The sequence below is a fragment of the Hydrogenophaga taeniospiralis genome, assembly GCF_020510445.1.
In the GTDB taxonomy this organism is placed as follows: domain Bacteria; phylum Pseudomonadota; class Gammaproteobacteria; order Burkholderiales; family Burkholderiaceae_C; genus Hydrogenophaga.
On sequence record NZ_JAHBAG010000001.1, the window covers coordinates 3,162,632 to 3,187,825 of the forward strand.

Sequence of the window (25,194 nt, forward strand, 5' to 3'; positions counted from 1 at the left end):
TGACATGAAGCGTTCGACGTCACTTGCATCAAACGGCGCACCGCAGGCCTTCAACGCGGAGACCGCCCCTGTGGGCACGGTGATGCCCTCGGCCATCGTCGCGGCGACCTCCGACAGTTTGCCGCACCAGGCGCAGGCGCTGGCCCGTGCCCGCGCGTTTGCGGAACCGCTGCTCGCCTGCGAGCAACTGGACACGGGCGAAAACATCCTGGCGCACGCCGACGCGGTCGCGGCCATCCTGAACGACATTGGCGGTTCCGAGGCCATGCAGGCCGCCGCCTACCTGGTGTATGCCTGCCAGTACCTCAACCGTCCGCACGACGTGATTGCCAAGGCCTTTGGCGACAATTTTGCGGACCTCGCGGTGGAGACCACCAAGCTGGTCCAACTGCAGCGCCAGGCGCGCTACAAGGCGGCCGAGGTGCAAGCCAAAAAGGATGAAGAGCGCGCGGTGGCTCAGGAACTGTCCTTGCCGCTGGTGTCACCCAACAAGGCGCCGGTTTCGGAGCTGGCGGCGAGCCAGACCGAAAACGTGCGCAAGATGCTGCTGGCGTTCTCGCGCGACCTGCGCGTGGTGATGCTGCGCCTGACTTCCCGGCTGCAGACGCTGCGCTATTTCGCTGCCTGCCGTGGCGAGCCCGGCGAAGCCCTGGCCAGTGAGTCGTTGCATGTGTTCGCACCGCTGGCCAACCGGCTCGGCATCTGGCAGATCAAGTGGGAAATGGAAGACCTGGCGTTCCGTTTCCTGGAGCCGCAGACCTACAAGCAGGTTGCCCGTCTGCTTGACGAGAAGCGGGGCGAGCGCGAGGACCATGTGGAGCAGGTGCGCCAGTCGCTGGAAAACCATTTGCAGCGGATGGGTGTGAAGGCTTCGGTGCAGGGTCGTCCCAAGCACATCTACAGCATCGTCAAGAAGATGCGCGGCAAATCGCTGGACTTTGATCAGGTGTTCGACATCCGGGCCTTGAGGGTGATCGTGCCCGAGGTGAACGACTGCTACGCTGCGCTGGCCTACGTGAACTCGCACTTCACGCCGGTTTCCGAAGAGTTCGACGACTACATCGCCAAGCCCAAGCCCAATGGCTACCAGTCGCTGCACACGGTGGTGCGCGATGAGCAAGGGCGCGCGTTTGAGATCCAGATTCGCACCCAGGCCATGCACGACCACGCCGAGCACGGCGTGGCGGCCCACTGGGCCTACAAGGAGGCCGGAGCCAAGGGCTATGCCGGCGTGTCGGCCAGCTCCGACTACGACGCCAAGATCGCGGTGCTGCGCCAGTTGTTGGCTTGGGAGCGCGACCTGAGTGGCGCGGCCGAGGGGCTGTTTGACGATCGCATTTACGTGCTCACGCCCGACGCCGCCATCGTGGAGCTGCCCCAGGGAGCCACCGCGGTGGACTTCGCCTACAGCGTGCACACCAGTCTGGGGCACCGTTGCCGCGGTGCGCGTGTTGATGGCGCCATGGTCACGCTCAACACGCCGCTGCAGAACGGGCAGACGGTGGAGATCACCGCGGCGAAGGAGGGCGGTCCGTCGCGCGACTGGCTCAACGCCGATCTGGGCTATCTGGTCAGTCACCGCGCCAAGAGCAAGGTGCGCGCCTGGTTCAACGCCCAGGCCATGGAAGAGACCGTGGCGCGAGGGCGCGAGGCCGTGGAAAAGCTGCTCCAGCGCGAAGGCAAGACGGCCCTCAAGCTTGACGATCTGGCGGTCGCCCTTGGCCTGTCGTCGGCGCAGGAACTGTTTGAACAGGTGGGCAAGGACGAGCTCTCGCTGCGTGCCATTGAGACCCATCTGCGGCCGCCCGAACCCGAAGCTCCATCGGAGATACCGGCCTGGCTCAAGAAGCCGCGCAAGGCGTCCGGCCAGCCCAGTGGTGGTGTGCTGGTGGTTGGGGTGGACTCGCTGATGACGCAGCTGGCCAAGTGCTGCAAACCCGCACCACCCGACGAGATCGGCGGCTTCGTCACCCGTGGCAAAGGGGTGAGCATTCACCGGGCCGATTGCAGCGACTTCGCCCATCTGCAGCGCAAGAGCCCGGACCGCGTGATCGAGGTGCAGTGGGGTGGACAAAGCAGCCCCGGTCGCGATGGTAGTGCTGCGGTGTACCCGGTGGACGTGGCGGTGGAGGCATTGGACCGCCAGGGCCTGCTGCGCGACATCTCCGACGTGTTCGCCCGTGAAAAGATGAACGTCATCGGAGTGCAGACGCAGTCGGTGCGCGGCATTGCCTGGATGACCTTCACCATCGAAGTGCTCGACGCGCGCCAGGTGGCCCGCGCCATGGCGGTGGTGGGGGACGTGCCCGGTGTTCGTGTGGTGCGTCGCAAATGATGTTCGTCGGTTTTCAGAAATCGCTGAAAAAACAGCTATACTGCGAGGCTTCGAACAGTTTGTAGGCGCGTAGCTCAGCTGGTTAGAGCACCACCTTGACATGGTGGGGGTCGTTGGTTCGAGTCCAATCGCGCCTACCAAACCTATTCGATGCACCCAAGGGCCGGACGTTTCGTCGGGCCCTTTTGCTTTGTACGATGGCTCGCGCCGGCCACAGCTGCCGGATACCGCACAGGGTAAACCCATGCAGACAGCCGTCGACCGGGCTTTCTAGAATGTGCCGTATGCTCTGAGCTGTTCAGGGCGACCGTGCCCAGTCCCATTCTGAAAGTCCCGTCGTGCAAAAAAGCAAGGCCGAAGCCAGCAGCGCCAGTCCGGGCGCCGTGCGGGTGATCAAAAAATACCCCAACCGACGTCTGTACGATACCGACACCTCGTCCTACATCACGCTGGCGGAGGTGAAGGCGCTGGTGATGGACAACGAGCGGTTTGTGGTGCGCGATGCCAAGACCAACGACGATCTCACCCGCAGCATTCTGTTGCAGATCATTCTGGAAGAAGAAACGGCGGGTGTGCCCATCTTCACCGAGCAGGTGCTGGCCAACATCATCCGTTTTTACGGCAACGCCATGCAGGACTTCATGGGTGCCTACCTGGAGAAGAACGTCCAGATTTTCATGGACCTGCAGCACAAGATGTCCGAGCAGTCCAGCGGCCTCAATCCCGAGGCGTGGAAACAATTTGCGAACATGCAGTCGCCCATGATGCAGGGCATGATGGGAGCCTATATGGAGCAGTCGCGCAGTGCCTTTACCCAGATGCAGGAGCAGATGCAGAAGAGCAGCGAGCAGATGCTCGCGGCAATGGGGCTCAAGCGCTGAGTGCTGGCGGGCCGCGCGGTGGCCGCTCCGCGCACGCGACAGGCCATGGTCTGAGACAATCGGACCATGATTGAAACTGTTGCCACCCCGGGCGCTGCGGCGCCCAAGGTCGGTTTTGTCAGCCTGGGTTGCCCCAAGGCGCTGACCGATTCCGAACTCATCCTCACGCAGCTCAGCGCCGAGGGTTATCAGACCTCCAAGACTTTTGCCGGTGCCGACCTGGTGATCGTCAACACCTGCGGCTTCATCGACGACGCCGTGAAGGAAAGCCTGGACACGATTGGCGAAGCCCTGGCCGAGAATGGCAAAGTGATCGTGACCGGTTGCCTGGGCGCGCGCGCAGGTGAGGACGGCGGCAATATGGTGCGGCAGATGCATCCCAGTGTGCTGGCCGTGACGGGGCCACATGCCACGCACGAAGTGATGGAGGCGGTGCACCAGCACCTGCCCAAGCCGCACGACCCGTTCGTGGACCTGGTGCCGGCGCAGGGGATCAAGCTCACACCGCGTCATTACGCTTACCTGAAGATCAGCGAGGGCTGCAACCACCGTTGCACGTTCTGCATCATTCCGTCCATGCGTGGCGACCTGGTGAGCCGTCCCATCGGCGACGTGCTCACCGAGGCTCGCAAACTCTTTGAGGCTGGTGTGAAGGAATTGCTGGTGGTCAGCCAGGACACCTCGGCCTATGGTGTGGATGTGCAATACCGCACCGGTTTCTGGGATGGGAAGCCGGTGAAAACGCGCATGTTCGATCTGGTGCGCTCGCTCGGTGAGCTGGCCAAGGGCTATGGCGCATGGGTGCGGTTGCACTATGTGTATCCGTACCCGCATGTGGATGACGTCGTCCCGCTGATGGCCGAAGGCCTGTGCCTGCCTTACCTGGATGTGCCGCTGCAACACAGCCACCCCGACGTGCTCAAGCGCATGAAGCGCCCGGCCAGTGGCGAGAAGAATCTGGAGCGCATCGCGCGCTGGCGTGAACTGTGTCCGCAGATCGTGGTGCGCAGCACCTTCATCGCCGGTTTCCCCGGCGAGACCGAAGCGGAGTTCCAGCACCTGCTGGACTTTGTTCAGGAAGCGCAGATTGATCGGGCCGGTTGTTTTGCCTATTCGCCGGTGAACGGTGCCGCGGCCAACGCGCTGCCGGATGCCGTGCCGGATGCGGTGCGCGAAGAACGCCGTGCGCGTTTCATGGCCGTGGCCGAGGCCGTGTCCGCGGACAAGCTGCGCCAGCGCGTGGGTGCGACCATGCAGGTGTTGGTGGACTCGGCGCCCGGTCTGGGCAAGAAGGGTGGCGTGGGGCGCAGCTACGCCGATGCGCCCGAGATCGATGGTGTGGTGCGTTTGTTGCCACCGGAAAAAATCAGCAAGACGCTCAAGGTGGGTGAATTCACCAAGGCGCGCATCGTGGCGGCGGAAGGCCACGATTTGCTGGCGGTTCCGTTTTGACCGCAGCCACCGGCACAGTGCGCTGCGATAGCCGCCGGCCGGTGGGGGTCAAAGCCCGTCCTTGTTTTCAAGAGAAAAGCCGCGACGCTGCGAACGTGGCGGCTTTTGTGGTTTCCCGCGAGGGAATAATAAAAAAGGGCTTGCAAACATCACGTTTGCAAGCCCTTATGATTGGTGCCCAAGAGAGGACTCGAACCTCCACGCCTCTCGGCGCTAGTACCTGAAACTAGTGCGTCTACCAATTCCGCCACCTGGGCATCTCAGGAAAAACGCTAGTATAGCACGGAAAATTGAATTTAAAAAGTGAACGAAAAAAACAGCCTGTTGGCCGAATTTGAAGGTGTCGTGTCGGGTCATCGTGACGGACATGGCTTTGTGATCCGCGACGACGGACAGGCAGATATCTATCTGCCGTCCAATGAAATGCGGGCCGTGTTGCACAAGGACCGGGTCAAGGCGCGCATCGTGCGACTGGACCGCAAGGGCCGCCCGGAGGGGCGCGTCACGGAAATTGTCGAACGCGCTAACGCGCCCATCATCGGGCGGCTGCTTCAGGAGAGCGGTGTCTGGCTTGTCGCTCCCGAAGACAAACGTTATGGGCAGGACGTGTTGATCCCCAAGGGCGCGACCGGATCGGCCAAGCCCGGGCAGGTGGTGGTGGTCGAACTGACCGAGCCGCCCGCGCTGTATGGGCAGCCTGTGGGGCGGGTCAAGGAAGTGCTGGGCGAGATCGACGACCCCGGTATGGAGATCGAGATCGCGGTGCGCAAGTACGGCGTGCCCCACGAGTTTTCCGAAGCCGCACTGGCGCAAGCCCGTGCCTTGCCGGATCACGTGCGTGCTTCGGACCACAAACACCGCGTCGATCTGCGCGATGTGCCGCTGGTCACGATCGACGGCGAAGATGCTCGCGATTTTGACGACGCAGTCTATTGCGAGCCGGCCAAGGTCGGGCGAACCAAAGGCTGGCGTCTGCTGGTGGCCATCGCCGACGTGAGCCACTACGTGGAGACCGGCTCTGCCATCGATGTGGATGCCTATGACCGGGCGACCTCGGTGTACTTTCCGCGCCGCGTGATTCCCATGCTGCCCGAGAAGCTGTCGAACGGCCTGTGTTCGCTCAACCCCGGTGTGGAGCGTCTGTGCATGGTCTGCGACATGCTGATCAATGCCAAAGGCGAGGTGCACGCCTACCAGTTCTACCCGGCGGTGATGTTCAGCCATGCGCGTTTCACCTACACCGAGGTGGCCGCCATCCTGCAGAACACCCGGGGCCCCGAGGCGGCGCAGCGCAAGGCGCTGGTGCCCTATCTGTTGAACCTGCACGACGTGTACCGTGCGCTGCTGGCGGCGCGCAATGTGCGTGGCGCGGTGGACTTTGAAACCGTGGAGACCCAGATCGTCTGCGACGAGTCGGGCCGGATCGAGAAGATCGTTCCACGCACCCGCAACGATGCGCACAAGCTGATCGAGGAGGCCATGCTGGCAGCCAACGTGTGCTCGGCCGATTTCATTGGCGAAGGCAAACACACGGGTCTGTTCCGGGTGCACGAAGGGCCCACGCCCGAGAAGCAGGACATCCTGCGCAATTACCTCAAGGCCATGGGGGTCACGCAGACCATCAGCGACAACCCGCATCCTTCGGAGTTCCAGCTGATCGCCAACGCGACCAAGGACCGGCCCGAGTCGCAGCAGATCCACACGATGCTGCTGCGTTCGATGCAGCAGGCCATCTACACGCCGCTCAATGCCGGTCACTTTGGTCTGGCCTTTGACGCCTACACCCACTTCACCAGCCCGATCCGGCGCTACCCGGATTTGTTGGTGCACCGGGTCATCAAGGCGATTCTGGCCGGCAAGCGCTACCAGTTGCCGGCCTTGCCCACGCCAGGGGAGGCGCATGCCAAACTGAGCAAGCGCCTGGCCAGTCGTGCCAAGCCGGTCACCGGGGAACCGGTGAAGAAGCCGTCGGCCGACACGCTGGCCTGGCAGGCTGCGGGCCTGCACTGCAGCGCCAACGAACGCCGTGCCGACGAGGCCAGCCGCGACGTTGAGGCTTGGCTCAAGTGCAAGTACATGCGCGAGCACCTGGGCGAGGAGTTCAGCGGCGTGGTCAGCTCGGTGACAAGTTTCGGCTTGTTCGTGACGCTCGACGCCATGTATGTCGAAGGGCTGGTCCACATCACCGAACTGGGTGGCGAGTATTTCCGCTTCGACGAAGCGCGCCAGGAATTGCGTGGGGAGCGCACGGGCATCCGGTACGCACTGGGCTCGCGTGTGCAGGTGCAGGTCAGCCGGGTGGATCTGGATGGGCGTCGCATCGACTTCCGCCTGGTCACGGGTGAAGACGATCTGGTGCTGCGGGCCATGCGCGACAAGACCGGCCAAACCGAAGGCGGGTCTTCCAGCGGCCGCGGTGGGAAGCTCCGTCGGGGCCGCAACGAAACCCAGGGGCAGAGCCGGCAGGCCGGGGGGGCGTTGCCGCCGGTGATGGAGGTCAAGGCGTCCGTGCGCAAGGCTGCCACCAAGAAGGGTGAGCGAGGCGGCGGTGCCCGCGGTACCGCCGGCAAGGCCCGCAAGAGCCGCCGTTAGGAAGGATGGACCGCATGTCCGGCGCTGCCAGCACCCCCTCCGTGCGGCGCAAGCCGGCGGGCTCGGTGGGTGCCGAAAACGGCGCTGCACCTGGAAAACCGGTGCAGCGGCGGCGCAAGAAGAGCGCGGGGCCCGTGGAGCGGCCTCTGCGCATCGGCGTGTCCGCCCGTCTGCTTTACCAGGTGCCATCCGAGCTGGGTTTTCGCAACAAGAACCTGCAGTACATCGAGCAGTCGCTCGCGCACTGGATCATGGAACACGGTGCGGTGGCCTTCATGGTGCCGGCCGTGGCGCACGACAGCAAACACGCGGCGCGCCACCTCAAGGTCGAACTCGTGGTGCAGGAGCTGGACGCGTTGGTGCTGCAGGGCGGGGCTGACGTGGCGCCGCAGACCTACGGTCAGACGCCGATCGATCCACGCTGGCACGGTGACGTGGTGCGCGACCGCTATGAACTGGCGTTGCTGCGGGCCTTTCTGGCACAGAAACGACCGGTGCTCGGGGTGTGCCGTGGGGCGCAGTTGCTCAACGTGGCCTTTGGTGGAACGCTGTACCAGGACATCGCCATGCAGTGCCCGGCAGCGCATGCCCACGTGGACACCGATCTGTACGACCAACTCGAACACGACGTCACGTTTCTGCAGGGCAGTGCGCTGACCAGGCTGTACCCCACCTCGTCGCAATTGCGCGTCACCAGCATCCATCACCAGGCGGTGGCGGAGCTGGGCAAGGGCATGGTGGTGGAGGCGGTGTCCACACTCGACGGTCTGGTGGAGGCGATCCGCTGGACCGGTGACGCGTACGCCCGGGGTGTGCAATGGCACCCGGAGTTTCACCACGGGCGAGACTCCCTGGCCGACAGCTCGCCCATCATGCTGGACTTTCTGCACGCCTCCCGATCGGCCGCGCTGGAGCGGCTGGCCGCCGGTCTGGAGCCCGACCCCAGGGTGCCCAGGGCCCCGCTCAGACTGCCCGCGGGTTGAGGCGGCGCCGGCGCCGGGGCCGGTGCTCTGCCTCTAAACTCGGTGCACAACGCTTGGCTCGATGGCATGTTTGCCGCAATCCTCTGCCAGGCCAGCCCACTGGACCACCCTTATGCGCATCGTCTTCTTTCTGTTGGATACCCTGTTTTTCTTCCTGGTGGCGGCCGCGCTGCTGCGCGCGTGGATGAACCATCAGCGGGTCCATATGTCGGCCCAGCCGGGGCGGTTGGTGATCGCGGTGACCAATTGGCTGGTGGCGCCGGTGCGGCGCGTCTTGCCCCGCAGCCTGGCGCAAAGCCGGGTGGACTGGGGCAGTCTCATGGCGGCGCTGCTGCTGGCCATGGCGTATGGCGGCATCTGGATGATGCTGGCCATGGCGCTGTCTCCCGTGTCGGCTTCGCCTGCTGCCCTGGTCCTGGCCATTCCGGTGATGGCCGTCAAGTTCCTGTTGCGCACGCTGCTGCAGGGTCTGATGGTGCTGTTGCTGGCCTATGCGGTACTGTCGTGGGTGCAGCCCCACTCGCCCGTGCTCGCCACGCTGGACCGGCTCTGCGCTCCCATCCTGCGCCCCGTGCGCCGGATCGTGCCCATGGTGGGCGGTGTCGACCTGTCGGTGTTGGTGCTGGTGATCCTGTTGCAGGTCGGGTTGATGCTGCTGGGTTAGCTACACGCCACCCATGGGCCGCACCCGCGCCGCCAGCCGGCTGGCACTCAGCGCTTCGGTGCGGTGGCCAGGCGGTGCATCTTCGGTGCTCCAGTGATCGGCCAGCCAGCCATGCTGGAACACCGAGCCGGCCACCAGGTCCAGCCGGTGACGCTCTGTGACGCCTGGCAATGCCACAGCGCGGCCGATCATGCCGGCGAGCACGTCGCCGGTGCCGGCTGTGGCTAGCGCTGCGTTGCCGGTGGGATTGATTCGTGGGATCTGGCCGGGTGCGACGATCAACGTGCCCGAGCCCTTGAGCACGCACACCACACCAAAACGCTCGCTCAGGGTGCGTGCGGCCAGCAGGCGGTCGGCCATCACGGTGGCTGTGTCGCTGCCCAGCAGGCGAGCCGCTTCGAGTGGGTGTGGCGTGATCACCGTGAACCAGCCGCGCGCGCTGCGTTGGCGCAACAGGGTTTGCAGGGCGCTGTCCGCGGCCACGGCGTTCAGGGCGTCGGCATCGAGCACCAGGCGCGGCGCGCGGGACAGCACCCTCGGCAGCACCCTGGCCACCGCAGAACCGCCGCCGCAACCACAGACCACGCCCGCGGTTTTGAGCAACTTGGATTCCAGCAAAGGGTCGATTTGCCGGAACATCAGCTCCGGGCATACCGGGTCCCACCGGACGTTGCTGACCGAGGAGGGGGCTTCGAGCAAGCCGACGAAAACCCGTCCCGCACCAGCGTGCAACGCCGCACGGGCGGCCAGCAGGGCAGCGCCGGTCATGCCCGCGCCATCCGCTGCCATGTCCTGCCCGCCGATGACCAGCACGTCGCCAAAACTGCCTTTGTGGCTGGCGTGTGGCGGTTGTGATGCCGCGACGCCGCAGCCACTGTGGCCCGACAGCCAGACGGACACCGGTACGTCGGGTTCCGGGTTGATGCCCAGATCGTCGAACCAGACCACTCCGGCCGCGTCTCGCCCCTGGGCGGTAAAGAGGCCGGGCTTGACCGTGAGCAGCGTCAGCGTGTGGCGCGGGCCATGGGGTGTGGTGCCGCGGGTTGGCTGGGTGAGCGTGGACATGTCCACCCATTGCCCTGTGTCGGCATTGAGTCCGCTCGGAACGTCAACACACAGGACCGGCGTCGTCGAGGTCTGCAGTTGCTCCATCCATCGGGCCATCGTCCCTTGCGGCGCACGGGTGGCGCCAATGCCGAGCAAGGCGTCGATGGCGAGGTCCCACGACGCGGGTGGTTCGGCGCAGAAACGCAGGCCGGCGGCGCGCGCCTGATTCAAAGCATTGCGGGCATCGGCGGGCAGGCGGCTTTCATCGGCCGGGTCCCCGAGAAAGTGGGTGACACATACCTCGGCACCACCGTTGGCCTGGGCCCAGCGGTGCAGGTGGGTCGCCGCGATCAGGCCGTCGCCGCCGTTGTTACCGGGACCGCAGGCGACCCAGATGCTGCGCGCGTGGGGTCGCAGTGCCTGGGCCAGGCGCGCCACCGCGAGGCCGGCACGGGCCATCAGCGTGTGGGGGGGTAGGGCACTGGCCGCCGCCCGCTCCATCTGGCGGGTGGCCTCAACGCTGTACAGCGCCTGCGCTTGGGTGTGATCGATCTGACGCATCGCCCCGCAACAGTCGTTCAGGCCGCGGCCTGGGCCTTGCCGGTGCCCAGCAGCTTTTCGTCGGGCTCATCGAGGAAACTGAACATGTCCATGGTGGTGCTCCTGGAGAGATGGGGGAAAAGCCAGCAGGCATCCTGCGGGTCCGTGCGCCAACCGTCAAGTCCACCGCATGGCGACCGCCGGCCTTGGCGCATGGCACCTGCCCACGCCTGCGCTGACGGTGAGCCTGTTGATGGCATTTCAACACGGTCGCGCGGCAGTCCGGCAACCCGGCACCGGGCGATCACATCGGTGGTCAGAGGTCAAAGCGCTGCGGCGAGTACGTGCTCAAGTCGATGTCGGGCGAGCCGCCCCGGATGGCGTCGGCCAGCGCTCGTGCGCTGCCGCAGGCCGTGGTCCATCCGCTGTCGCCATGGCCCAGGTTCAACCACAGGCCCGGCAACCGGCTCGCACCCAACACCGGCGGGCCGTCCGGTAGCATGGCGTGGGCGCCTTGCCACTCCAGCACGCTGTCTTGCTGACCTCCCATCCGGGCGGCACCGGGGAACCAGTCAGCGAGCACCTGGTACAGGCGGCGCAGTTCCGTGGCCGATTTCAGCCCGGGGCGGCCACCCAGGCGGGCGCCGCCGGCCACCCGCACCCGCTGTCCGAGCCGCGTGATCGAAACACCGTGCCGCGCGTCCAGCACGCCGGACAGTGGTGCGTCCATGGGCTCCCGAATGGCGGCACTGATGGAGTGCCCATACACCGGCTGCAGGGGAATCCGCAGCCCCAGCGGGCGCAGCAGTTCGGCGCTGGCGGCGCCGGCACAGAGAACCGCTGCGTCAAAGCGTTCGCTGGATGGCGCCTCCGATGGGCTGGCGCTGTCGACGGGCGCGTGGGTCAGGGTGACGCCACCGTCCACATCGATGCGCTCGACGCGGGTGCCAAACGCAAAGCGGCAGTTGAGCGACTGCGCCTGTGCTTTGATCAGCAAGGTGAACTGGCGGCAGTTCGCCACGGCGTCTCCGAACAGCTCGATTCCGGCGTGCAGCGGGGTGTCTGGGTTCAGCGCGGGTTCGAGCAAACGGGTGTCCTGGCCGGACAACTCCCGCACTTCCACGCCAAGTGTCCGCATGAGCTGTAACGCCCCCTGCATCTGTTCAGCCTCCTGCGGGGTGCGCCACAACGCGAGCAACCCCTGGCTGCGGTCGTAGTCCAGCTGCATCGCGGTGCTGAGGGCCTGCAGCCGCTGGTGGCTGTAGCTCGCGAGTCGGTGCACGTGTTCCAGGTGGCCGACCTGCGCACCAGGCTGGCCCGCGCGCTGCCATTGCCACAGCCACGGCCATTCGCCTGTGCGCGGAAGACGCTCCAGTTTCAGGCCCGATCCCGCGGCCGCCCAGGGCGTCAAGGACCGCCACCCACGTCGATGGCCCGCCAGGGCCAGGATCCAGCCCGGGTGAATCAGTGTGCCGTTGGCAAAGCTGGCCTCTTCGGCCACGGTGTGCCGACGCTCAAACACCGTGACTTCGTGGCCATCGAGTGCCAGCTCGTAGGCTGTGGTGGTGCCAACGACGCCGGCCCCGATGATCGCGAGCTTCATGGCAGCCTCCGGCTTGGATCTGTCCGCCGGGCGGACGGCTGGTTCAGCAGGGCTTGCACGGGGGAACGCGGGGGAGGCATGGGGTTGGGCACAAAAAACTCCCGGCTGTGCGGGAGCGGGCACAACCGGACGGGCTTGGAGGAATGGGTCGGTGTCGGTCCGGCTGCTATAATTGACAGGCTTTGCTACCCCATGGGTCTGAATATCCTTTCAGGCCCATGCAGCGAAGCCAATCGCAAACCAGCCCAACCGGGTGTTGCCGAGGGATGTGGCGGTGCATGATGCGCCGCACAACCCAGGTGATCAGGGCTGGATTTTAGTCTCAACCTCTGGAAAGAAATCTCATGTCTATCTCCATGCGCGAAATGCTGGAAGCGGGTGTCCATTTCGGTCACCAAACCCGTTTCTGGAACCCCAAGATGGCTCCGTACATCTTCGGTCACCGCAACAAGATCCACATCGTCAACCTCGAAAAGACGCTGCCCCTGTTCGAAGAGGCCGCCAAGTTCGTGCGCCAGCTCTCCGCCAACCGCGGCACCATCCTGATGGTGGGCACCAAGCGCCAGTCGCGTGACATCGTGGCCCAGGAAGCCCGCCGCGCCGGCGTGCCCTTCGTGGACCAGCGTTGGCTCGGTGGCATGCTGACCAACTTCAAGACCGTCAAGACGTCCATCAAGCGCCTCAAGGACATGCAGGCCCAGAAGGAAGCCGGTCTGGACAGCATGTCCAAGAAAGAGCAGCTGACCTTCTCTCGCGAAATGGAAAAGCTGGAAAAGGACATCGGCGGCATCCAGGACATGGCCGCGCTGCCCGACGCCATCTTCGTGATCGACGTGGGTTTCCACAAGATCGCGGTGCTCGAAGCCCAGAAGCTGGGCATTCCGCTGGTGGGCGTGGTCGATACCAACCACTCGCCCGTGGGCATTGACTATGTCATCCCCGGCAACGACGACTCCGCTCGCGCCGTGGCCCTGTATGCCCGTGGCATCGCGGATGCGATCCTCGAAGGCCGCAACAACGCCGTGAACGACGTTGTCAAGGCCGTGGCTGCCGAAGGCAGCGACGAATTCGTCGAAGTCAAGGACAGCGCAGCCGCCTGATTGCTGCCCTTGCGCGAAAGAGGGGCTCGCGTGGCCCCTTTTTCGCACGCGAAAACCGATCAATTGACTAGTCCGCTCACGTCCTGCGGGGTGCAGCGGTCAACGGAGAACTGAAAATGGCAATTACTGCAAGCATGGTGGCCGAACTGCGCGCCAAGACCGACGCCCCCATGATGGAATGCAAAAAGGCGCTGACCGAAGCCGATGGCGACATGGCCAAGGCCGAAGAACTGCTGCGCGTCAAGCTGGGCACCAAAGCCGGCAAGGCCGCATCGCGCGTGACCGCCGAAGGCGTGGTCGCGAGCTTCATCGACGGCACCACCGGTGGCCTGATCGAAGTCAACTGCGAAACCGACTTCGTGACCAAGAACGACAGCTTCCTGGCCATGGCCAATGCCGCAGCCAAGCTGGTGGCTGAGCACAACCCGGCCGACGTCGCCGCCCTGGGCGCGCTGCCCTACAGCCAGGACAGCTTCGGCCCCACGCTCGAAGACGTGCGCAAGGGTCTGATTGGCAAGATCGGCGAGAACATGAGCTTCCGCCGTTTCAAGCACTACAGTGGCGCGGCCAGGCTGGTGAGCTACCTGCACGGCACCCGCATCGGTGTGGTGGTGGAGTTTGACGGCGAGGAAACCCCCGCCAAGGACACCGCCATGCACATCGCTGCCATGAAGCCTGTTGCGCTGACCAGCGCCGACGTGCCGGCCGAGCTGATCGAGCGCGAGCGCTCGGTGGCGACCGCCAAGGCCGACGAGGACCGCAAGGTCGCCGAGGCCGCAGGCAAGCCGGTGCAGTCCGCCGAAATCGTGACCAAACGCATCGAAGGTGGCGTGCAGAAGTACCTCAAGGAAGTGTCGCTGTTCAACCAGCCCTTCGTGAAGAACGACAAGCAGACCGTCGAGCAGATGCTCAAGGCCGCCGGAACCACCGTCAAGGGCTTCACGCTCTACGTGGTGGGCGAAGGCATCGAGAAGAAGGTCGACGACTTCGCGGCCGAAGTGGCGGCCCAGGTCGCAGCAGCCAAGGGCGCCTGATCCGTCGCTGGACGATTGGCCAGCCCCTTTGCTGAGTGAGACAACGGGCCGTGAGGCCCGTTGTCTTGTGGGGTGCCGTTTTTTCGATCGCATGCGGGGCCGCTGCCCTGCATAGGCTGGTCGCTGCTCGCTACACTTGCGGGTTGAGTTTTTCGCTGATTCATTTCCAGAAAGTTGTCCCCATGCCAGCCTACAAACGGATCCTGCTGAAATTGTCGGGCGAAGCCCTGATGGGCGACGATGCTTTTGGCATCAACCGGGCGACGATCGTTCGCATGGTGGAAGAAATTGCCGAGGTGACGCGCCTGGGCGTGGAGGTGGCCATCGTCATCGGTGGTGGCAACATCTTTCGCGGCGTGGCGGGTGGCTCGGTCGGCATGGACCGAGCCACCGCCGACTACATGGGCATGCTGGCCACGGTCATGAATTCGCTGGCCCTGGCCGACACGATGGAAAAGGCGGGTCTGGTGGCACGGGTGATGTCGGCCATCGCGATCGAGCAGGTGGTCGAGCCCTATGTGCGTCCCAAGGCCCTGCAGTACCTGGAGGAGGGCAAGGTCGTGGTGTTCGCCGCCGGCACCGGTAACCCGTTCTTCACCACCGACACCGCAGCCGCCCTGCGTGGCGCGGAAATCGGCGCCGAGATCGTGCTCAAGGCCACCAAGGTCGATGGCGTCTACAGCGCCGACCCCAATAAGGACCCGTCGGCCACCCGCTACACGACCATTTCGTTTGACGAAGCCATGGCGAAAAACCTGCAGGTGATGGACGCCACGGCGTTCGCCCTGTGCCGCGACCAGAAACTGCCCGTCAAGGTGTTCTCGATCTTCAAGCCGGGCGCCCTGCGCAATGTGGTGCTGGGCGGGGACGAGGGCACCCTGGTTCACGTCTGACGCAAGCCGAAACACCGAACACTGTCGATTGGAGGAGCATTCATGAGCATCGCTGAAGTCCGTCAAACCGCTGAGCACAAGATGCAGCAGTCGGTGGAGTCGTTCAAGGGCAACCTGGCCAAAGTGCGGACCGGGCGGCCCAATCCACAATTGCTCGACACGGTGCATGTGGACTACTACGGTTCCATGTTGCCGTTGTCGCAGGTGGCCAACCTGACGCTGCTCGATGCGCGCACCATTGGCGTGGCGCCGTGGGAAAAAGGCATGGGCGCCAAGATCGAGAAGGCGATTCGCGAATCCGATCTCGGCCTCAACCCGGCGAGCCAGGGCGACCTGATCCGTGTGCCCATGCCCCCCATGACCGAGGAGCGCCGCCGGGAGCTCACCAAGGTGGTGCGTGGTGAAGGCGAGGCGGCCAAGATCGCCATCCGCAATTTGCGCCGCGATGCCAACGACGCGGTGAAAAAACTGCTCAAGGACAAGCTGGTTTCTGAAGACGATGACCGCCGTTCGCAAGAGGACATCCAGAAGCTGACCGATCGCATGATCTCGGAAGTCGACCGTCTGGTCACCTCCAAAGAACAGGACATCATGGCGGTCTGAGGCGTCCAGCCTCTCACCTCCTGCCTTGTCCCATGGCCTCCTTTCCAACACCCTGATGGCAGACGCTCCCGTCCCCGAGTTCTCAACGCCCGCCGGTGTGCCGCGCCACGTGGCCATCGTGATGGACGGCAATGGTCGCTGGGCCCAAAAGCGCCATCTGCCGCGTGTCGCTGGGCACAAGCAGGGTGTGGACGCCTTGCGAGGTACGGTGCGGGCCTGCCTGGACAGGGGCATCCCCGTGCTCACGGTGTTTGCCTTTTCCTCGGAAAACTGGAACCGGCCGGTGGAGGAGGTGTCCAGCCTCATGGAGCTGCTGGCCCTGGCCTTGTCGCGCGAGGTGCCAAAGCTCAGCGAAAGCGGTGTGCGTCTGTTTTTCCCGGGTGATCGCACGGGTCTTTCCAAGCGGGTGGTGCAAGGCTTGCAAGCCGCCGAAGACAAGACGGCGCAGAACCAGCGGCTGGTGCTCAACGTCTGTTTCAACTACGGTGGGCGCTGGGACATCGCGCAGGCCGCACGCCGGCTGGTGGCCGCTGGCCGGGAAATCACCGAGCAAAGCCTGGCCGAAAACACCGCGCTGGCCCATGTGGGTGACCCGGACCTGATGATTCGCACCGGTGGGGAGATGCGCATCAGCAACTTCCTGCTGTGGCAGGCGGCCTACACCGAGCTGTTTTTCACCCCATGCCTCTGGCCCGACTTCGATGATGCGGAGCTGGATCGGGCACTGGCAGATTTCGCCAGCCGAGAACGGCGCTTTGGCAAAACGTCTGGACAGTTGGAAAAGCCCGTGCCCGGTGCCGCTTCGGTGGGCGGGTTGCACCATGCTTAAGCAGCGGGTGATCACCGCGCTGGTCTTGCTGGCTTTCTTGTTGCCGGCGCTTTTCTATCCGACGATTGAACCCTTTGCCGTGCTGGCCCTGGTGGTGGTTGTGGCAGCGGGCTGGGAATGGGCACGCCTCAATGGGTGCAGCGAGCGTGCGGCGAAGGCTTTGGGGCTGGGGTTTGGGCTGATCCTCGGATGCGTCTGGATCGCGGGTGGACTGGAGCTGTCGTGGCGCAGCCTCTGGCTGGCCGCTGCGGTCTGCTGGGTGTTGTTGGCGGTGGTCATGTTGCGACGCGGTGTGCCCGGGTGGAGCGCCTGGTCGGCGCCCTGGCGCCTGGGGCTTGGCCTGGTGTTGATCGCCTGCGCCTGGCTGGCCCTGGTGCAGGCCCGTATGCTTGGGCTGGGTTTCCTGCTGTCGGTGCTGACGCTGGTCTGGATGGCCGACATCTCGGCCTATTTTGGTGGCAAGACCTTTGGCCGTCACAAACTGGCGCCCACCGTGAGTCCTGGCAAAAGCTGGGAAGGGGTGTTCAGTGGCATGGCGGGTGTGTTGCTGTTGGCGCCAGGCTGGCTCTGGATCGATGCCCAAGGGGTCTTTGCGCAGCCCAGTCTGTTCTCCCGCCTGTGGGCCTGGGGCCCCGTGCTGGCGGTGCTGGGCGGTGTCTTTCTCGTCACCATGAGCGTGGTCGGTGACCTGGTGGAGTCTCTTGTGAAGCGCAGCGCGGGCATGAAGGATTCGAGCCAGTTGTTGCCCGGGCACGGCGGGGTGTTGGACCGGGTCGATGCGCTGCTGCCTGTGTTGCCGCTGGCCATGATGCTGGCCACTTTCTGAAACCATGACTTCATCCAGACAAACCGTCACCATTCTCGGCTCCACCGGGTCGATCGGCGTGAACACGCTTGACGTGATTTCCCGCCATCCTGACCGCTACGAGGTCTTCGCCCTGACGGCGTCCACCCAGGTTGAGGCCCTGCTGGCCCAGTGCCAGGCGTTTTCGCCGCGCTATGCGGTCATGGCCAGCGCCGACCATGCGCGGCAACTGTCCGCACGGGTGAAAGAGCTGGGCCTGCGGGTCCAGGTTCTGGCGGGGGCCCAGGCCTTGTGCGAGGTCAGTGCGGACCCTGCGGTACAGGTGGTGATGGCCGCCATCGTGGGTGCCGCCGGGTTGGCGCCGACGCTCGCGGCGGCCCACGCCGGGAAAAAGCTGTTGCTGGCCAACAAGGAGGCGTTGGTGGTCGGCGGCGGGCTGTTCATGGACGCGGTGCGCGACGGTGGCGGCACCCTGCTGCCCATCGACAGCGAACACTCGGCCATCTTCCAGTGCCTGCCGGAAGACGCGCGGCATTGGCCGTCCCGGCTGGACCACATCCTGCTGACCTCGTCGGGTGGGCCGTTCCGGGAAACCCCCCTGTCGGCACTGCCTGGCATCACGCCCGATCAGGCCTGCGCGCATCCCAACTTCGTCATGGGGCGCAAGATATCGGTGGATTCGGCCACCATGATGAACAAGGCGCTTGAAGTCATCGAGGCGCGCTGGCTGTTCGATCTGCCTCCGGAGAAGATCAAGGTGCTGATCCATCCGCAGCAGATCATCCACTCGATGGTGCAGTTCAAAGACACCTCGGTGCTGGCCCAGCTGGGCACCCCGGACATGCGCGTGCCCATTGCCTATGGCCTGTCGTGGCCGGAGCGCATGGAAAGCGGCGCGCAACCGCTGGATTTTTCCTCACTGGTTTCGATGACGTTCATGGACCCGCAGCGCGAACGTTATCCGGGCTTGTACCTTTCCTGGGACGCCCTGTTGGCGCCGGAAGGCACGACCACCGTGCTCAATGCCGCCAACGAGGTGGCGGTCGCCGCATTCCTCGGACAGCGGCTGCGGTTTGACCAGATTCATGCGGTCAACCATGCAACTTTGACGGCTGTGTTGCCCTCCAAGCCGCACAGCCTGGACGAGCTGATGGCCATCGACGCGGAAGCCCGCGCGCAGGCCGAAGCCCAGGTTCATCGGCTCCGGGCCTGAACCCAGCCCGGGCCATCGCCCTGGATCGATGGACCCCGGACATCCCTATCCAGGCGGCACAACGGATACCCAGACATGCTCACACTCGTTGCCTTTGTGGTGGCCCTTGGACTTCTGATCGCCGTGCACGAATACGGCCACTACCGCGTGGCGGTGGCCTGCGGGGTGAAGGTGCTGCGTTATTCGGTTGGCTTTGGCAAGCCCCTGCTGCGCTGGCACCGCAAAGGCAGTCCCACCGAATTTGTGCTCTGCGCGCTGCCCCTGGGGGGCTATGTGCGCATGCTTGATGAGCGCGAGGCGCCGGTGGATGCCGCCGAACGCCATCTGGCCTTCAACACGCAACCCCTGCGATCGCGGGCCGCCATCGTTGCGGCAGGCCCCTTGGCCAATTTGCTGCTCGCCGTGGCGCTGTACTCCGTGGTGAACTGGACGGGTGTCGAAGAGCCCAAGCCCGTGCTGGGCAGTCCCGTCGCGGGTTCGCTGGCCGCTGGCGCGGGCTTGTCTGGCGGGGAATGGGTGGCCCGGTCCAGCACAGCCGATGCGGAACCGGCCGATGTGGGTTCGTTTGAAGACCTGCGCTGGCGCCTGACCCAGGCGGCGCTGTCGGGTGAGGACATGACGCTTTGGGTGGGGCGGGAGGAGGGCGGCAGCACACATGCTGTGACCCTGGCGCTGAGCGAGCTGAATGTGCGCGAGGCCGATGCCAGCCTGTTTCAGCGCATCGGCATCACGGCACCATGGACAGCGCCGCTGGTGGGCGAGGTGATGCCGGATGGGGCTGCGGCGGCTGCCGGTTTGCAGGCAGGGGACCGGGTGCAACAGGTGGATGGTCGGCCCGTGGCGGATGGTCAGGCCCTGCGCGCCTTGATCAAGGCCGCGGTCGGCCCCGGCGGGCAGGCGGTCGAGCAGCGCTGGGTGGTTGAGCGTGCCGGGCGCCTCGTGGAGCTGAGTGTCAAGCCAGCACCCGAGCGGCAAGGTGAGTTGTGGATCGGGCGCATAGGCGCCTACATTGGCGCAGCCCCACAGATGATGACTGTGCGCCACGGTTTTCTGGACGGCCTGACCCTGGGGGTGGTGCGAACTTGGGAAGTGTCCTGGCTTACGCTCAAGATGATGGGGCGCATGCTGATCGGCGAAGCCTCGGTCAAGAACCTCAGCGGGCCCCTCACGATCGCCGACTACGCAGGCAAGTCGGCCAGCATGGGTTTGACCTCCTACCTGTTGTTTCTCGCTCTGATCAGTGTCAGTCTGGGGGTGCTCAACCTGCTGCCACTGCCCGTCTTGGACGGAGGGCACCTGATGTATTATCTTTGGGAGGGTGTGACCGGACGCAGCGTTTCCGACGTCTGGATGGAGCGCCTGCAGCGCGGAGGTATCGCGGTACTTCTGGCCCTCATGTCCGTCGCCTTGTTCAATGATGTGGCCCGCTTGGCTGGCTGAACGTACTTCTCCCATGAAAAAAATCAAAACCGGTCTGCGTGGCCTGACTCTTTCGGCCGTGGCAACGGCGCTGCTCGCGGCCTTGCCGGCCTGGGCAGCCGATCCCTTCACGGTGCGGGACATCCGGGTGGAAGGGCTCCAGCGTGTGGAGCCCGGCACGGTGTTCGCCTCGCTGCCGTTTCGCATCGGGGATCTCTACAACGACGAAAAAGGCTCGACCGCCATCCGTTCGTTGTTTGGCCTGGGCCTGTTCACCGATGTGCGTCTGCAGATCAACGGTGATGTGCTGGTGGTGATCGTCGAAGAGCGGCCCACCGTGGCCGACGTGAGCTTCTCGGGCATCAAGGAGTTCGATGCCGACGTGTTGAAGAAGTCGTTGCGGGATGTGGGGTTGACCGAGGGTCGACCGTTTGACAAGGCGCTGGCGGACCGCGCCGAGCAGGAGCTCAAGCGCCAGTACATCAACCGCAGCATGTACGCAGCGCAGGTGGTGACGACGGTCACGCCCATCGAGCGCAACCGTGTCAACCTGAACTTCAGCGTGGTCGAAGGCGATGTGGCCAAGATTCGCGAAATCCACATAGTGGGCAACCAGGCGTTTCCCGAATCCACCTTGCGCAACCTGTTTGACCTGGACACGGGTGGCTGGTTGAGCTGGTACACCAAGTCCGATCGCTATTCGCGTGCCAAGCTCAACGCCGACCTCGAGAGTCTGCGTTCGTACTACCTCACACGCGGCTACCTTGAGTTCCGCATCGATTCGACCCAGGTGGCGATCACCCCTGAAAAAGAGGCGATGTCGGTCACGATCAACATCACCGAGGGCAAGCGCTATGTGGTGTCCTCGGTGGCACTGGAAGGCGAGTACCTGGGCAAGGAAGAAGAGTTCAAGACGCTGGTGGCGATGCGTGCTGGCGAGGCCTACAACGCCGAGGACGTGACCCGCACGGTCAAGGCCTTCACCGACTACTTTGGCGCCTTTGGGTATGCCTTTGCCCAGGTCGAGGCCACGCCGGAGATCGACCGCGTCAACAACCGGGTCGCGTTTGTGCTGCGGGCCCAGCCGGCCCGGCGGGTCTATGTGCGTCGCATCAACGTCGAGGGCAACAACCGCACGCGCGATGAAGTCATCCGCCGCGAGTTCCGCCAACTGGAGTCGGCCTGGTACGACAGCGACCGCATCCGCCTGTCGCGCGACCGGGTGGACCGGCTGGGGTTCTTCACCGAAGTGGGGATTGATACCGAGCAGGTGCCGGGTTCTCCGGATCAGGTCGATCTGACCGTCTCTGTGGTCGAGAAACCCACCGGCAACCTGTCCATTGGCGCCGGTTATTCCCAGGCGGACAAGCTGTCCTTCATCGGCAGCATCAAGCAGGAAAACGTGTTTGGCAGCGGCAACTACCTGGGGCTGGACCTCAACACCAGCGAGTTCAACCGGCAGTTCGTGCTGAGCACGACCAATCCGTACTTCACGGCCGACGGCATCTCACGCAGCTTCGACCTGTATTACAAGACCACCCGTCCCTACGACGCGCAAGGCGGCGACTATGAAATCTCCACCCCGGGCGTCGGGGTGCGCTTTGGTGTTCCTTTCACCGAAACCGACACCGTGTTTTTCGGTGTCGGCGCCGAGCGTGTGACCGTGGAGGAGGGTGCCGAGCTGCCCGAGGCTTACCGGGACCAGGGTGGCACCTACCTGCCCGCCACGATTGGCTGGGCGCGGGATGGCCGTGACAGCGCGTTGGTGCCCAGCACCGGGCGGCTCCAGCGTTTCAACACCGAAATGGGGTTGGGCGGCGACAGGCGCTACGTCAAGCTGAGCTACCAGTTCCAGCAGTACATTCCGCTCACCAAACAATACACACTGGCGTTCAACACCGAACTCGGTGTCGGCAAGGGTCTGGGGGGCAAGCCTTACCCGGTGCTGCGCAACTTCTATGGTGGTGGTCTGGGCTCCGTGCGCGGTTTCGAGCAGGGCACATTGGGCCCCACTTCCGCCGTCATCGGTTCGACCACGGGAGAGACGGTCAACATCGGTGGTGCGAAGAACTTCGTGCTCAACGCCGAGTTCATTGCGCCCTTCCCGGGGGCGGGCAACGACCGCACCCTGCGGTGGTTTGGATTCTTCGATCTGGGCAACGTGTACGGTGAAGATCAGAAGGTCACCTTCTCCGATATGCGGGCTTCCGTCGGTGTCGGTGTGAGCTGGATTTCACCCATCGGTCCCCTGCGGTTCGCCTATTCCAACCCGGTTCGCAAGTTCTCAGGCGATAGAATCCAAAGATTCCAGTTTCAGATCGGAACCTCTTTTTGATGACGTCTTCTTTCTTTCGTTTCTTCAGCCGGGCGCTGGTGGTTGCGGTCGCGGGTCTGGTGGTGTCGACCGCCATGGCGCAGGACTTCCGCATCGGATTCGTGAACACCGAGCGCATCTTTCGCGAGGCCAATCAGGCCAAGGCCGCGCAGACCAAGCTTGAGCAGGAGTTTTCGCGGCGCGAGAAGGAACTGCAGAATCAGGCCAGCCAGCTCAAGGCGGCCTCCGAGAAGTTCGAGCGCGAAGCGCCCACGCTGCCCGAAGCCCAGCGTGTGACGCGCCAGCGCCAGCTCGTCAACCAGGATCAGGAGTTCCAGCGCAAGCAGCGCGAATTCCAGGAAGACCTCAACCTGCGCAAGAACGAAGAGCTGCAGCAGGTGCTGGAACGCGCGAACCGCGTCATCAAGCAGGTGGCCGAGGCGGAGAAATACGACCTGGTCATTCAGGAAGCGGTCTACATCAATCCCAAGCACGACATCACCGACAAGGTGCTCAGCGGCTTGAACAGCGCCAAGTAAGCGCAGGGCCCGGGCGTGTCGCGGCCACTGGGCTCCATTGTTGCCGCCTTGGGCGGCACGCTTGTCGGCTCACCCGACACCATGATTACCCGCCTGGCTCCGCTGGCCAGTGCGGCACCGGACGAGCTGGCTTTTGTGGCGCAAGCCCGCTATGCCCATCAGATCCGGACCACCCAGGCGGGTGCGCTGGTTGTCACGCCCGCCTTGCAGGACGCAGCTGCTGAGCGCGGCGCCTGCATCGTCACCGACGACCCTTACCTGTACTTCGCGCGGCTCACCCAATGGTGGCGCTCCGAGCATGAGCCTCTGCCCGAGCCCGCCATCGATCCGTTGTCGAGCATCCACCCCCTGGCCGTGATTGAACCGGATGTGGACATCGCCGCCTTCGCGGTCATTGGTGCAGGTGCCCGGGTCGCGCGTGGCGCGCGCATCGGTGCGCATGTGGTGTTGGGGCGCGACGCCGTGGTGGGGCCCGATACCACGCTGCATGCGCGCGTGACCGTGGGTGAGCGCTGCGTGATCGGTGCGCGCTGCACCGTGCACCCGGGGGTGGTGATCGGTGCCGACGGTTTCGGCTTTGCCCCGCACCAGGGGCAGTGGGTCAAGATCGAGCAATTGGGTGCGGTGCGCATTGGCAACGATGTCGAGATCGGAGCCAACACCTGCATCGACCGGGGTGCGCTTGACGACACCGTGATCGAAGACGGGGTCAAGCTCGACAACCTGATCCAGATTGGCCACAACGTGCACATCGGCGCCCACACCGCCATGGCCGGGTGTGTGGGGGTGGCCGGCAGCGCCACCATTGGTGCCCATTGCACCGTGGGTGGTGGTGCGGTGGTGCTGGGGCATCTGAGCCTGGCCGACGGGGTGAACATATCGGCCGCGACGGTGGTGACGCGTTCCATCCGCGAGCCAGGCCACTACACCGGTGTGTTCCCCATCGACGACAATGCGAGCTGGGAAAAGAATGCCGCTTCTCTCAAACAGCTCAACCGCCTGCGCGAACGGCTCAAAGCCGTCGAGCAGGCCATCGCACAAGCATCGAACAACACACCCAAACCATGATGGACATTCACCAGATTCTCAAGCAACTGCCCCACCGTTACCCGTTCCTGCTGGTGGACCGCGTGCTTGAACTCGACAAGGGAAAGAGCATCAAGGCGCTGAAGAACGTCACCATCAACGAACCCTTCTTCGTCGGCCATTTTCCCCACCGCCCGGTCATGCCGGGCGTGTTGATGCTGGAGGCCATGGCGCAAGCGGCGGCTCTGCTGGCTTTCGATACCGTGGGTGTGACACCCGATGACAAGACGGTGTATTACTTCGCCGGCATCGATGGCGCCCGCTTCAAGCGCCCGGTTGAACCCGGTGACCAACTGGTGATGGACGTGACGCTGGAGCGAATGAAGGCCGGCATCTTCAAATTCAAGGCCGTCACCCGGGTCGGCACCGAGATCGCCTGCGAGGCCGAGCTGATGTGCACCATGCGCACCATCGCCTGATTCGGCAGGAGGCGTCTCGTGTCCCATATCCATCCCACCGCCCTGGTGGACCCCGCCGCCGAGCTGGATGCGTCGGTCACCGTCGGCCCGTACACGGTGATTGGTCCGCACGTGAAAGTAGGCCCGGGCACCACGATCGGCGCGCACTGCGTGATCGAGGGTCACACCACCATCGGGCGCGACAACCGCATCTTCCAGTTCAACTCGCTGGGCGCGATCCCGCAGGACAAGAAGTACGCGGGTGAACCCTGCGAACTGGTCATCGGGGACCGCAACACCATCCGCGAGTTCTGCACCTTCAACATCGGCTCGCCCACAGGCGGGGCAGTGACCCGTATCGGCAACGACAACTGGATCATGGCCTACGTGCACCTGGCGCACGATTGCCTGGTGGGCGACCACACCATCTTCGCCAACAACTCGCAGCTCGCAGGCCATGTGGTGGTGGACGACTGGGTGATCCTCGGTGGGTTCACCGTGGTGCACCAGTTCGTGCGCATCGGCGCGCATGCCATGACGGCCATGTGCTCGCTGTTGTTCGCCGATCTGCCGCCGTTCGTGATGTGCCAGGGGCAACCCGCCGCCGCGCGCTCGATGAACTTCGAAGGCCTGCGCCGCCGGGGGTTTTCACCCGAGCGCATCGCGGCCGTGAAGGCCATGCACAAGGCGCTGTACCGGGACGACTTGAGGCTTGAGCAGTCCATGGAACGCATCGGTGGCCTGACGGACAAGACCCCCGAGGCCGCGCCCGACGTGGCGATGATGCTGGATTTCCTGCGGCAGGCATCGCCCCAGCGCGGCATCGTTCGCTGATGTGTCGCGCGCTGCGCGATGGAGCACTGA

21 protein-coding genes and 2 tRNA genes are annotated in these 25,194 nt (G+C 64.5%); 20 read left to right on the forward strand and 3 right to left on the reverse strand.

Annotation, left to right across the window (positions count from 1 at the left end; translation table 11 throughout):
- Window positions 1–4 precede the first annotated feature (4 nt).
- The 4 genes from KIH07_RS15160 (at window position 5) to rimO (ending at window position 4,668) form a co-directional block, all read left to right on the forward strand.
- Window positions 5–2,335 carry a RelA/SpoT family protein gene (locus tag KIH07_RS15160; protein WP_413465746.1) on the forward strand — a complete coding sequence of 777 codons (2,331 nt, stop codon included), beginning with the start codon at window positions 5–7 and terminating at the stop codon, window positions 2,333–2,335.
- A 63-nt stretch (window positions 2,336–2,398) separates the two neighbouring features.
- A tRNA-Val gene (locus KIH07_RS15165) sits at window positions 2,399–2,475 on the forward strand.
- Window positions 2,476–2,673: 198 nt separating this feature from the next.
- The gene (gene phaR / locus KIH07_RS15170; protein ID WP_226492765.1) at window positions 2,674–3,216 is read left to right on the forward strand and encodes a polyhydroxyalkanoate synthesis repressor PhaR; all 543 of its coding nucleotides are present in this window, start codon (window positions 2,674–2,676) and stop codon (window positions 3,214–3,216) included.
- A 66-nt stretch (window positions 3,217–3,282) separates the two neighbouring features.
- Complete coding sequence (gene rimO / locus KIH07_RS15175; protein ID WP_226492766.1) at window positions 3,283–4,668, forward strand: 30S ribosomal protein S12 methylthiotransferase RimO; 1,386 nt, start codon at window positions 3,283–3,285, stop codon at window positions 4,666–4,668.
- Window positions 4,669–4,840: 172 nt separating this feature from the next.
- On the opposite strand, the gene KIH07_RS15180 is transcribed toward rimO, so the two are convergent.
- Window positions 4,841–4,925 (reverse strand) — tRNA-Leu (locus tag KIH07_RS15180).
- A gap of 46 nt (window positions 4,926–4,971) precedes the next feature.
- On the opposite strand from KIH07_RS15180, the gene rnr reads away from it, so the two are divergent.
- From rnr to KIH07_RS15195, 3 genes are all read left to right on the forward strand, one after another.
- Window positions 4,972–7,260 carry a ribonuclease R gene (gene rnr, locus KIH07_RS15185; protein WP_226492767.1) on the forward strand — a complete coding sequence of 763 codons (2,289 nt, stop codon included), beginning with the start codon at window positions 4,972–4,974 and terminating at the stop codon, window positions 7,258–7,260.
- 14 nt (window positions 7,261–7,274) lie between these two features.
- Entirely contained in the window at window positions 7,275–8,243 is a 969-nt protein-coding gene (locus KIH07_RS15190) for a gamma-glutamyl-gamma-aminobutyrate hydrolase family protein (protein WP_226492768.1), read from the forward strand.
- Window positions 8,244–8,355: 112 nt separating this feature from the next.
- Window positions 8,356–8,907 carry a YggT family protein gene (locus KIH07_RS15195; protein ID WP_226492769.1) on the forward strand — a complete coding sequence of 184 codons (552 nt, stop codon included), beginning with the start codon at window positions 8,356–8,358 and terminating at the stop codon, window positions 8,905–8,907.
- On the opposite strand, the gene KIH07_RS15200 is transcribed toward KIH07_RS15195, so the two are convergent.
- A complete protein-coding gene (locus KIH07_RS15200) occupies window positions 8,908–10,515 on the reverse strand; it encodes an NAD(P)H-hydrate dehydratase (protein ID WP_226492770.1) in 1,608 nt (535 codons plus the stop codon). It abuts the gene before it with no gap.
- A gap of 295 nt (window positions 10,516–10,810) precedes the next feature.
- Entirely contained in the window at window positions 10,811–12,097 is a 1,287-nt protein-coding gene (locus KIH07_RS15205) for an FAD-dependent oxidoreductase (protein WP_226492771.1), read from the reverse strand.
- A 344-nt stretch (window positions 12,098–12,441) separates the two neighbouring features.
- Here KIH07_RS15205 and rpsB point away from each other — a divergent pair, with 344 nt between their 5' ends.
- The 13 genes from rpsB to lpxA all read left to right on the forward strand — a co-directional run bounded on the left by rpsB (window position 12,442) and on the right by lpxA (window position 25,164).
- Window positions 12,442–13,197 (forward strand): 30S ribosomal protein S2, encoded by a 756-nt coding sequence (gene rpsB, locus KIH07_RS15210; RefSeq protein WP_068166092.1) that lies wholly within the window; start codon window positions 12,442–12,444, stop codon window positions 13,195–13,197.
- Between the two features lie 116 nt (window positions 13,198–13,313).
- Window positions 13,314–14,231 (forward strand): translation elongation factor Ts, encoded by a 918-nt coding sequence (gene tsf, locus KIH07_RS15215; RefSeq protein WP_226492772.1) that lies wholly within the window; start codon window positions 13,314–13,316, stop codon window positions 14,229–14,231.
- Window positions 14,232–14,413: 182 nt separating this feature from the next.
- Window positions 14,414–15,124 (forward strand): UMP kinase, encoded by a 711-nt coding sequence (pyrH, locus tag KIH07_RS15220; RefSeq protein WP_068166087.1) that lies wholly within the window; start codon window positions 14,414–14,416, stop codon window positions 15,122–15,124.
- Window positions 15,125–15,166: 42 nt separating this feature from the next.
- Window positions 15,167–15,727, forward strand: coding sequence for a ribosome recycling factor (frr, locus tag KIH07_RS15225; protein WP_226492773.1), 561 nt, complete (start codon window positions 15,167–15,169; stop codon window positions 15,725–15,727).
- 55 nt (window positions 15,728–15,782) lie between these two features.
- The gene (gene uppS, locus KIH07_RS15230; protein WP_226492774.1) at window positions 15,783–16,556 is read left to right on the forward strand and encodes a polyprenyl diphosphate synthase; all 774 of its coding nucleotides are present in this window, start codon (window positions 15,783–15,785) and stop codon (window positions 16,554–16,556) included.
- Window positions 16,549–17,382: a phosphatidate cytidylyltransferase gene (locus KIH07_RS15235; RefSeq protein ID WP_226492775.1), complete on the forward strand. Its 834-nt coding sequence runs from the start codon at window positions 16,549–16,551 to the stop codon at window positions 17,380–17,382. The genes uppS and KIH07_RS15235 overlap by 8 nt, the downstream gene beginning before the upstream one ends.
- A 4-nt stretch (window positions 17,383–17,386) precedes the next feature.
- The gene (gene ispC, locus KIH07_RS15240) at window positions 17,387–18,574 is read left to right on the forward strand and encodes a 1-deoxy-D-xylulose-5-phosphate reductoisomerase (protein WP_226492776.1); all 1,188 of its coding nucleotides are present in this window, start codon (window positions 17,387–17,389) and stop codon (window positions 18,572–18,574) included.
- Window positions 18,575–18,649: 75 nt separating this feature from the next.
- Window positions 18,650–20,014, forward strand: coding sequence for an RIP metalloprotease RseP (rseP, locus tag KIH07_RS15245; RefSeq protein ID WP_226492777.1), 1,365 nt, complete (start codon window positions 18,650–18,652; stop codon window positions 20,012–20,014).
- A gap of 13 nt (window positions 20,015–20,027) precedes the next feature.
- Window positions 20,028–22,328 (forward strand): outer membrane protein assembly factor BamA, encoded by a 2,301-nt coding sequence (bamA, locus tag KIH07_RS15250; protein ID WP_226492778.1) that lies wholly within the window; start codon window positions 20,028–20,030, stop codon window positions 22,326–22,328.
- On the forward strand, window positions 22,328–22,846 hold the full coding sequence (locus KIH07_RS15255) for an OmpH family outer membrane protein (RefSeq protein WP_413465747.1): 519 nt from the start codon (window positions 22,328–22,330) through the stop codon (window positions 22,844–22,846). Before bamA ends, KIH07_RS15255 begins: the two co-directional genes overlap by 1 nt.
- Window positions 22,847–22,861: 15 nt before the next feature.
- On the forward strand, window positions 22,862–23,914 hold the full coding sequence (gene lpxD, locus KIH07_RS15260) for a UDP-3-O-(3-hydroxymyristoyl)glucosamine N-acyltransferase (RefSeq protein WP_226492779.1): 1,053 nt from the start codon (window positions 22,862–22,864) through the stop codon (window positions 23,912–23,914).
- On the forward strand, window positions 23,911–24,351 hold the full coding sequence (gene fabZ / locus KIH07_RS15265; protein ID WP_068166067.1) for a 3-hydroxyacyl-ACP dehydratase FabZ: 441 nt from the start codon (window positions 23,911–23,913) through the stop codon (window positions 24,349–24,351). The genes lpxD and fabZ overlap by 4 nt, the downstream gene beginning before the upstream one ends.
- 18 nt (window positions 24,352–24,369) lie before the next feature.
- Window positions 24,370–25,164: an acyl-ACP--UDP-N-acetylglucosamine O-acyltransferase gene (gene lpxA / locus KIH07_RS15270; protein WP_226492780.1), complete on the forward strand. Its 795-nt coding sequence runs from the start codon at window positions 24,370–24,372 to the stop codon at window positions 25,162–25,164.
- The last annotated feature ends 30 nt before the right edge of the window (window positions 25,165–25,194 follow it).

Coding starts and splice junctions, on each gene's coding strand:
- pyrH (WP_068166087.1), top strand. CDS start 14,414: ATGCCAGCCTACAAACGGATCCTGCTGAAATTGTCGGGCGAAGCCCTG.
- KIH07_RS15200 (WP_226492770.1), bottom strand. CDS start 10,515: ATGCGTCAGATCGATCACACCCAAGCGCAGGCGCTGTACAGCGTTGAG.
- rseP (WP_226492777.1), top strand. CDS start 18,650: ATGCTCACACTCGTTGCCTTTGTGGTGGCCCTTGGACTTCTGATCGCC.
- KIH07_RS15205 (WP_226492771.1), bottom strand. CDS start 12,097: ATGAAGCTCGCGATCATCGGGGCCGGCGTCGTTGGCACCACCACAGCC.
- fabZ (WP_068166067.1), top strand. CDS start 23,911: ATGATGGACATTCACCAGATTCTCAAGCAACTGCCCCACCGTTACCCG.
- KIH07_RS15235 (WP_226492775.1), top strand. CDS start 16,549: ATGCTTAAGCAGCGGGTGATCACCGCGCTGGTCTTGCTGGCTTTCTTG.
- tsf (WP_226492772.1), top strand. CDS start 13,314: ATGGCAATTACTGCAAGCATGGTGGCCGAACTGCGCGCCAAGACCGAC.
- ispC (WP_226492776.1), top strand. CDS start 17,387: ATGACTTCATCCAGACAAACCGTCACCATTCTCGGCTCCACCGGGTCG.
- KIH07_RS15255 (WP_413465747.1), top strand. CDS start 22,328: ATGACGTCTTCTTTCTTTCGTTTCTTCAGCCGGGCGCTGGTGGTTGCG.
- frr (WP_226492773.1), top strand. CDS start 15,167: ATGAGCATCGCTGAAGTCCGTCAAACCGCTGAGCACAAGATGCAGCAG.
- rimO (WP_226492766.1), top strand. CDS start 3,283: ATGATTGAAACTGTTGCCACCCCGGGCGCTGCGGCGCCCAAGGTCGGT.
- bamA (WP_226492778.1), top strand. CDS start 20,028: ATGAAAAAAATCAAAACCGGTCTGCGTGGCCTGACTCTTTCGGCCGTG.
- KIH07_RS15190 (WP_226492768.1), top strand. CDS start 7,275: ATGTCCGGCGCTGCCAGCACCCCCTCCGTGCGGCGCAAGCCGGCGGGC.
- KIH07_RS15195 (WP_226492769.1), top strand. CDS start 8,356: ATGCGCATCGTCTTCTTTCTGTTGGATACCCTGTTTTTCTTCCTGGTG.
- KIH07_RS15160 (WP_413465746.1), top strand. CDS start 5: ATGAAGCGTTCGACGTCACTTGCATCAAACGGCGCACCGCAGGCCTTC.
- uppS (WP_226492774.1), top strand. CDS start 15,783: ATGGCAGACGCTCCCGTCCCCGAGTTCTCAACGCCCGCCGGTGTGCCG.
- rpsB (WP_068166092.1), top strand. CDS start 12,442: ATGTCTATCTCCATGCGCGAAATGCTGGAAGCGGGTGTCCATTTCGGT.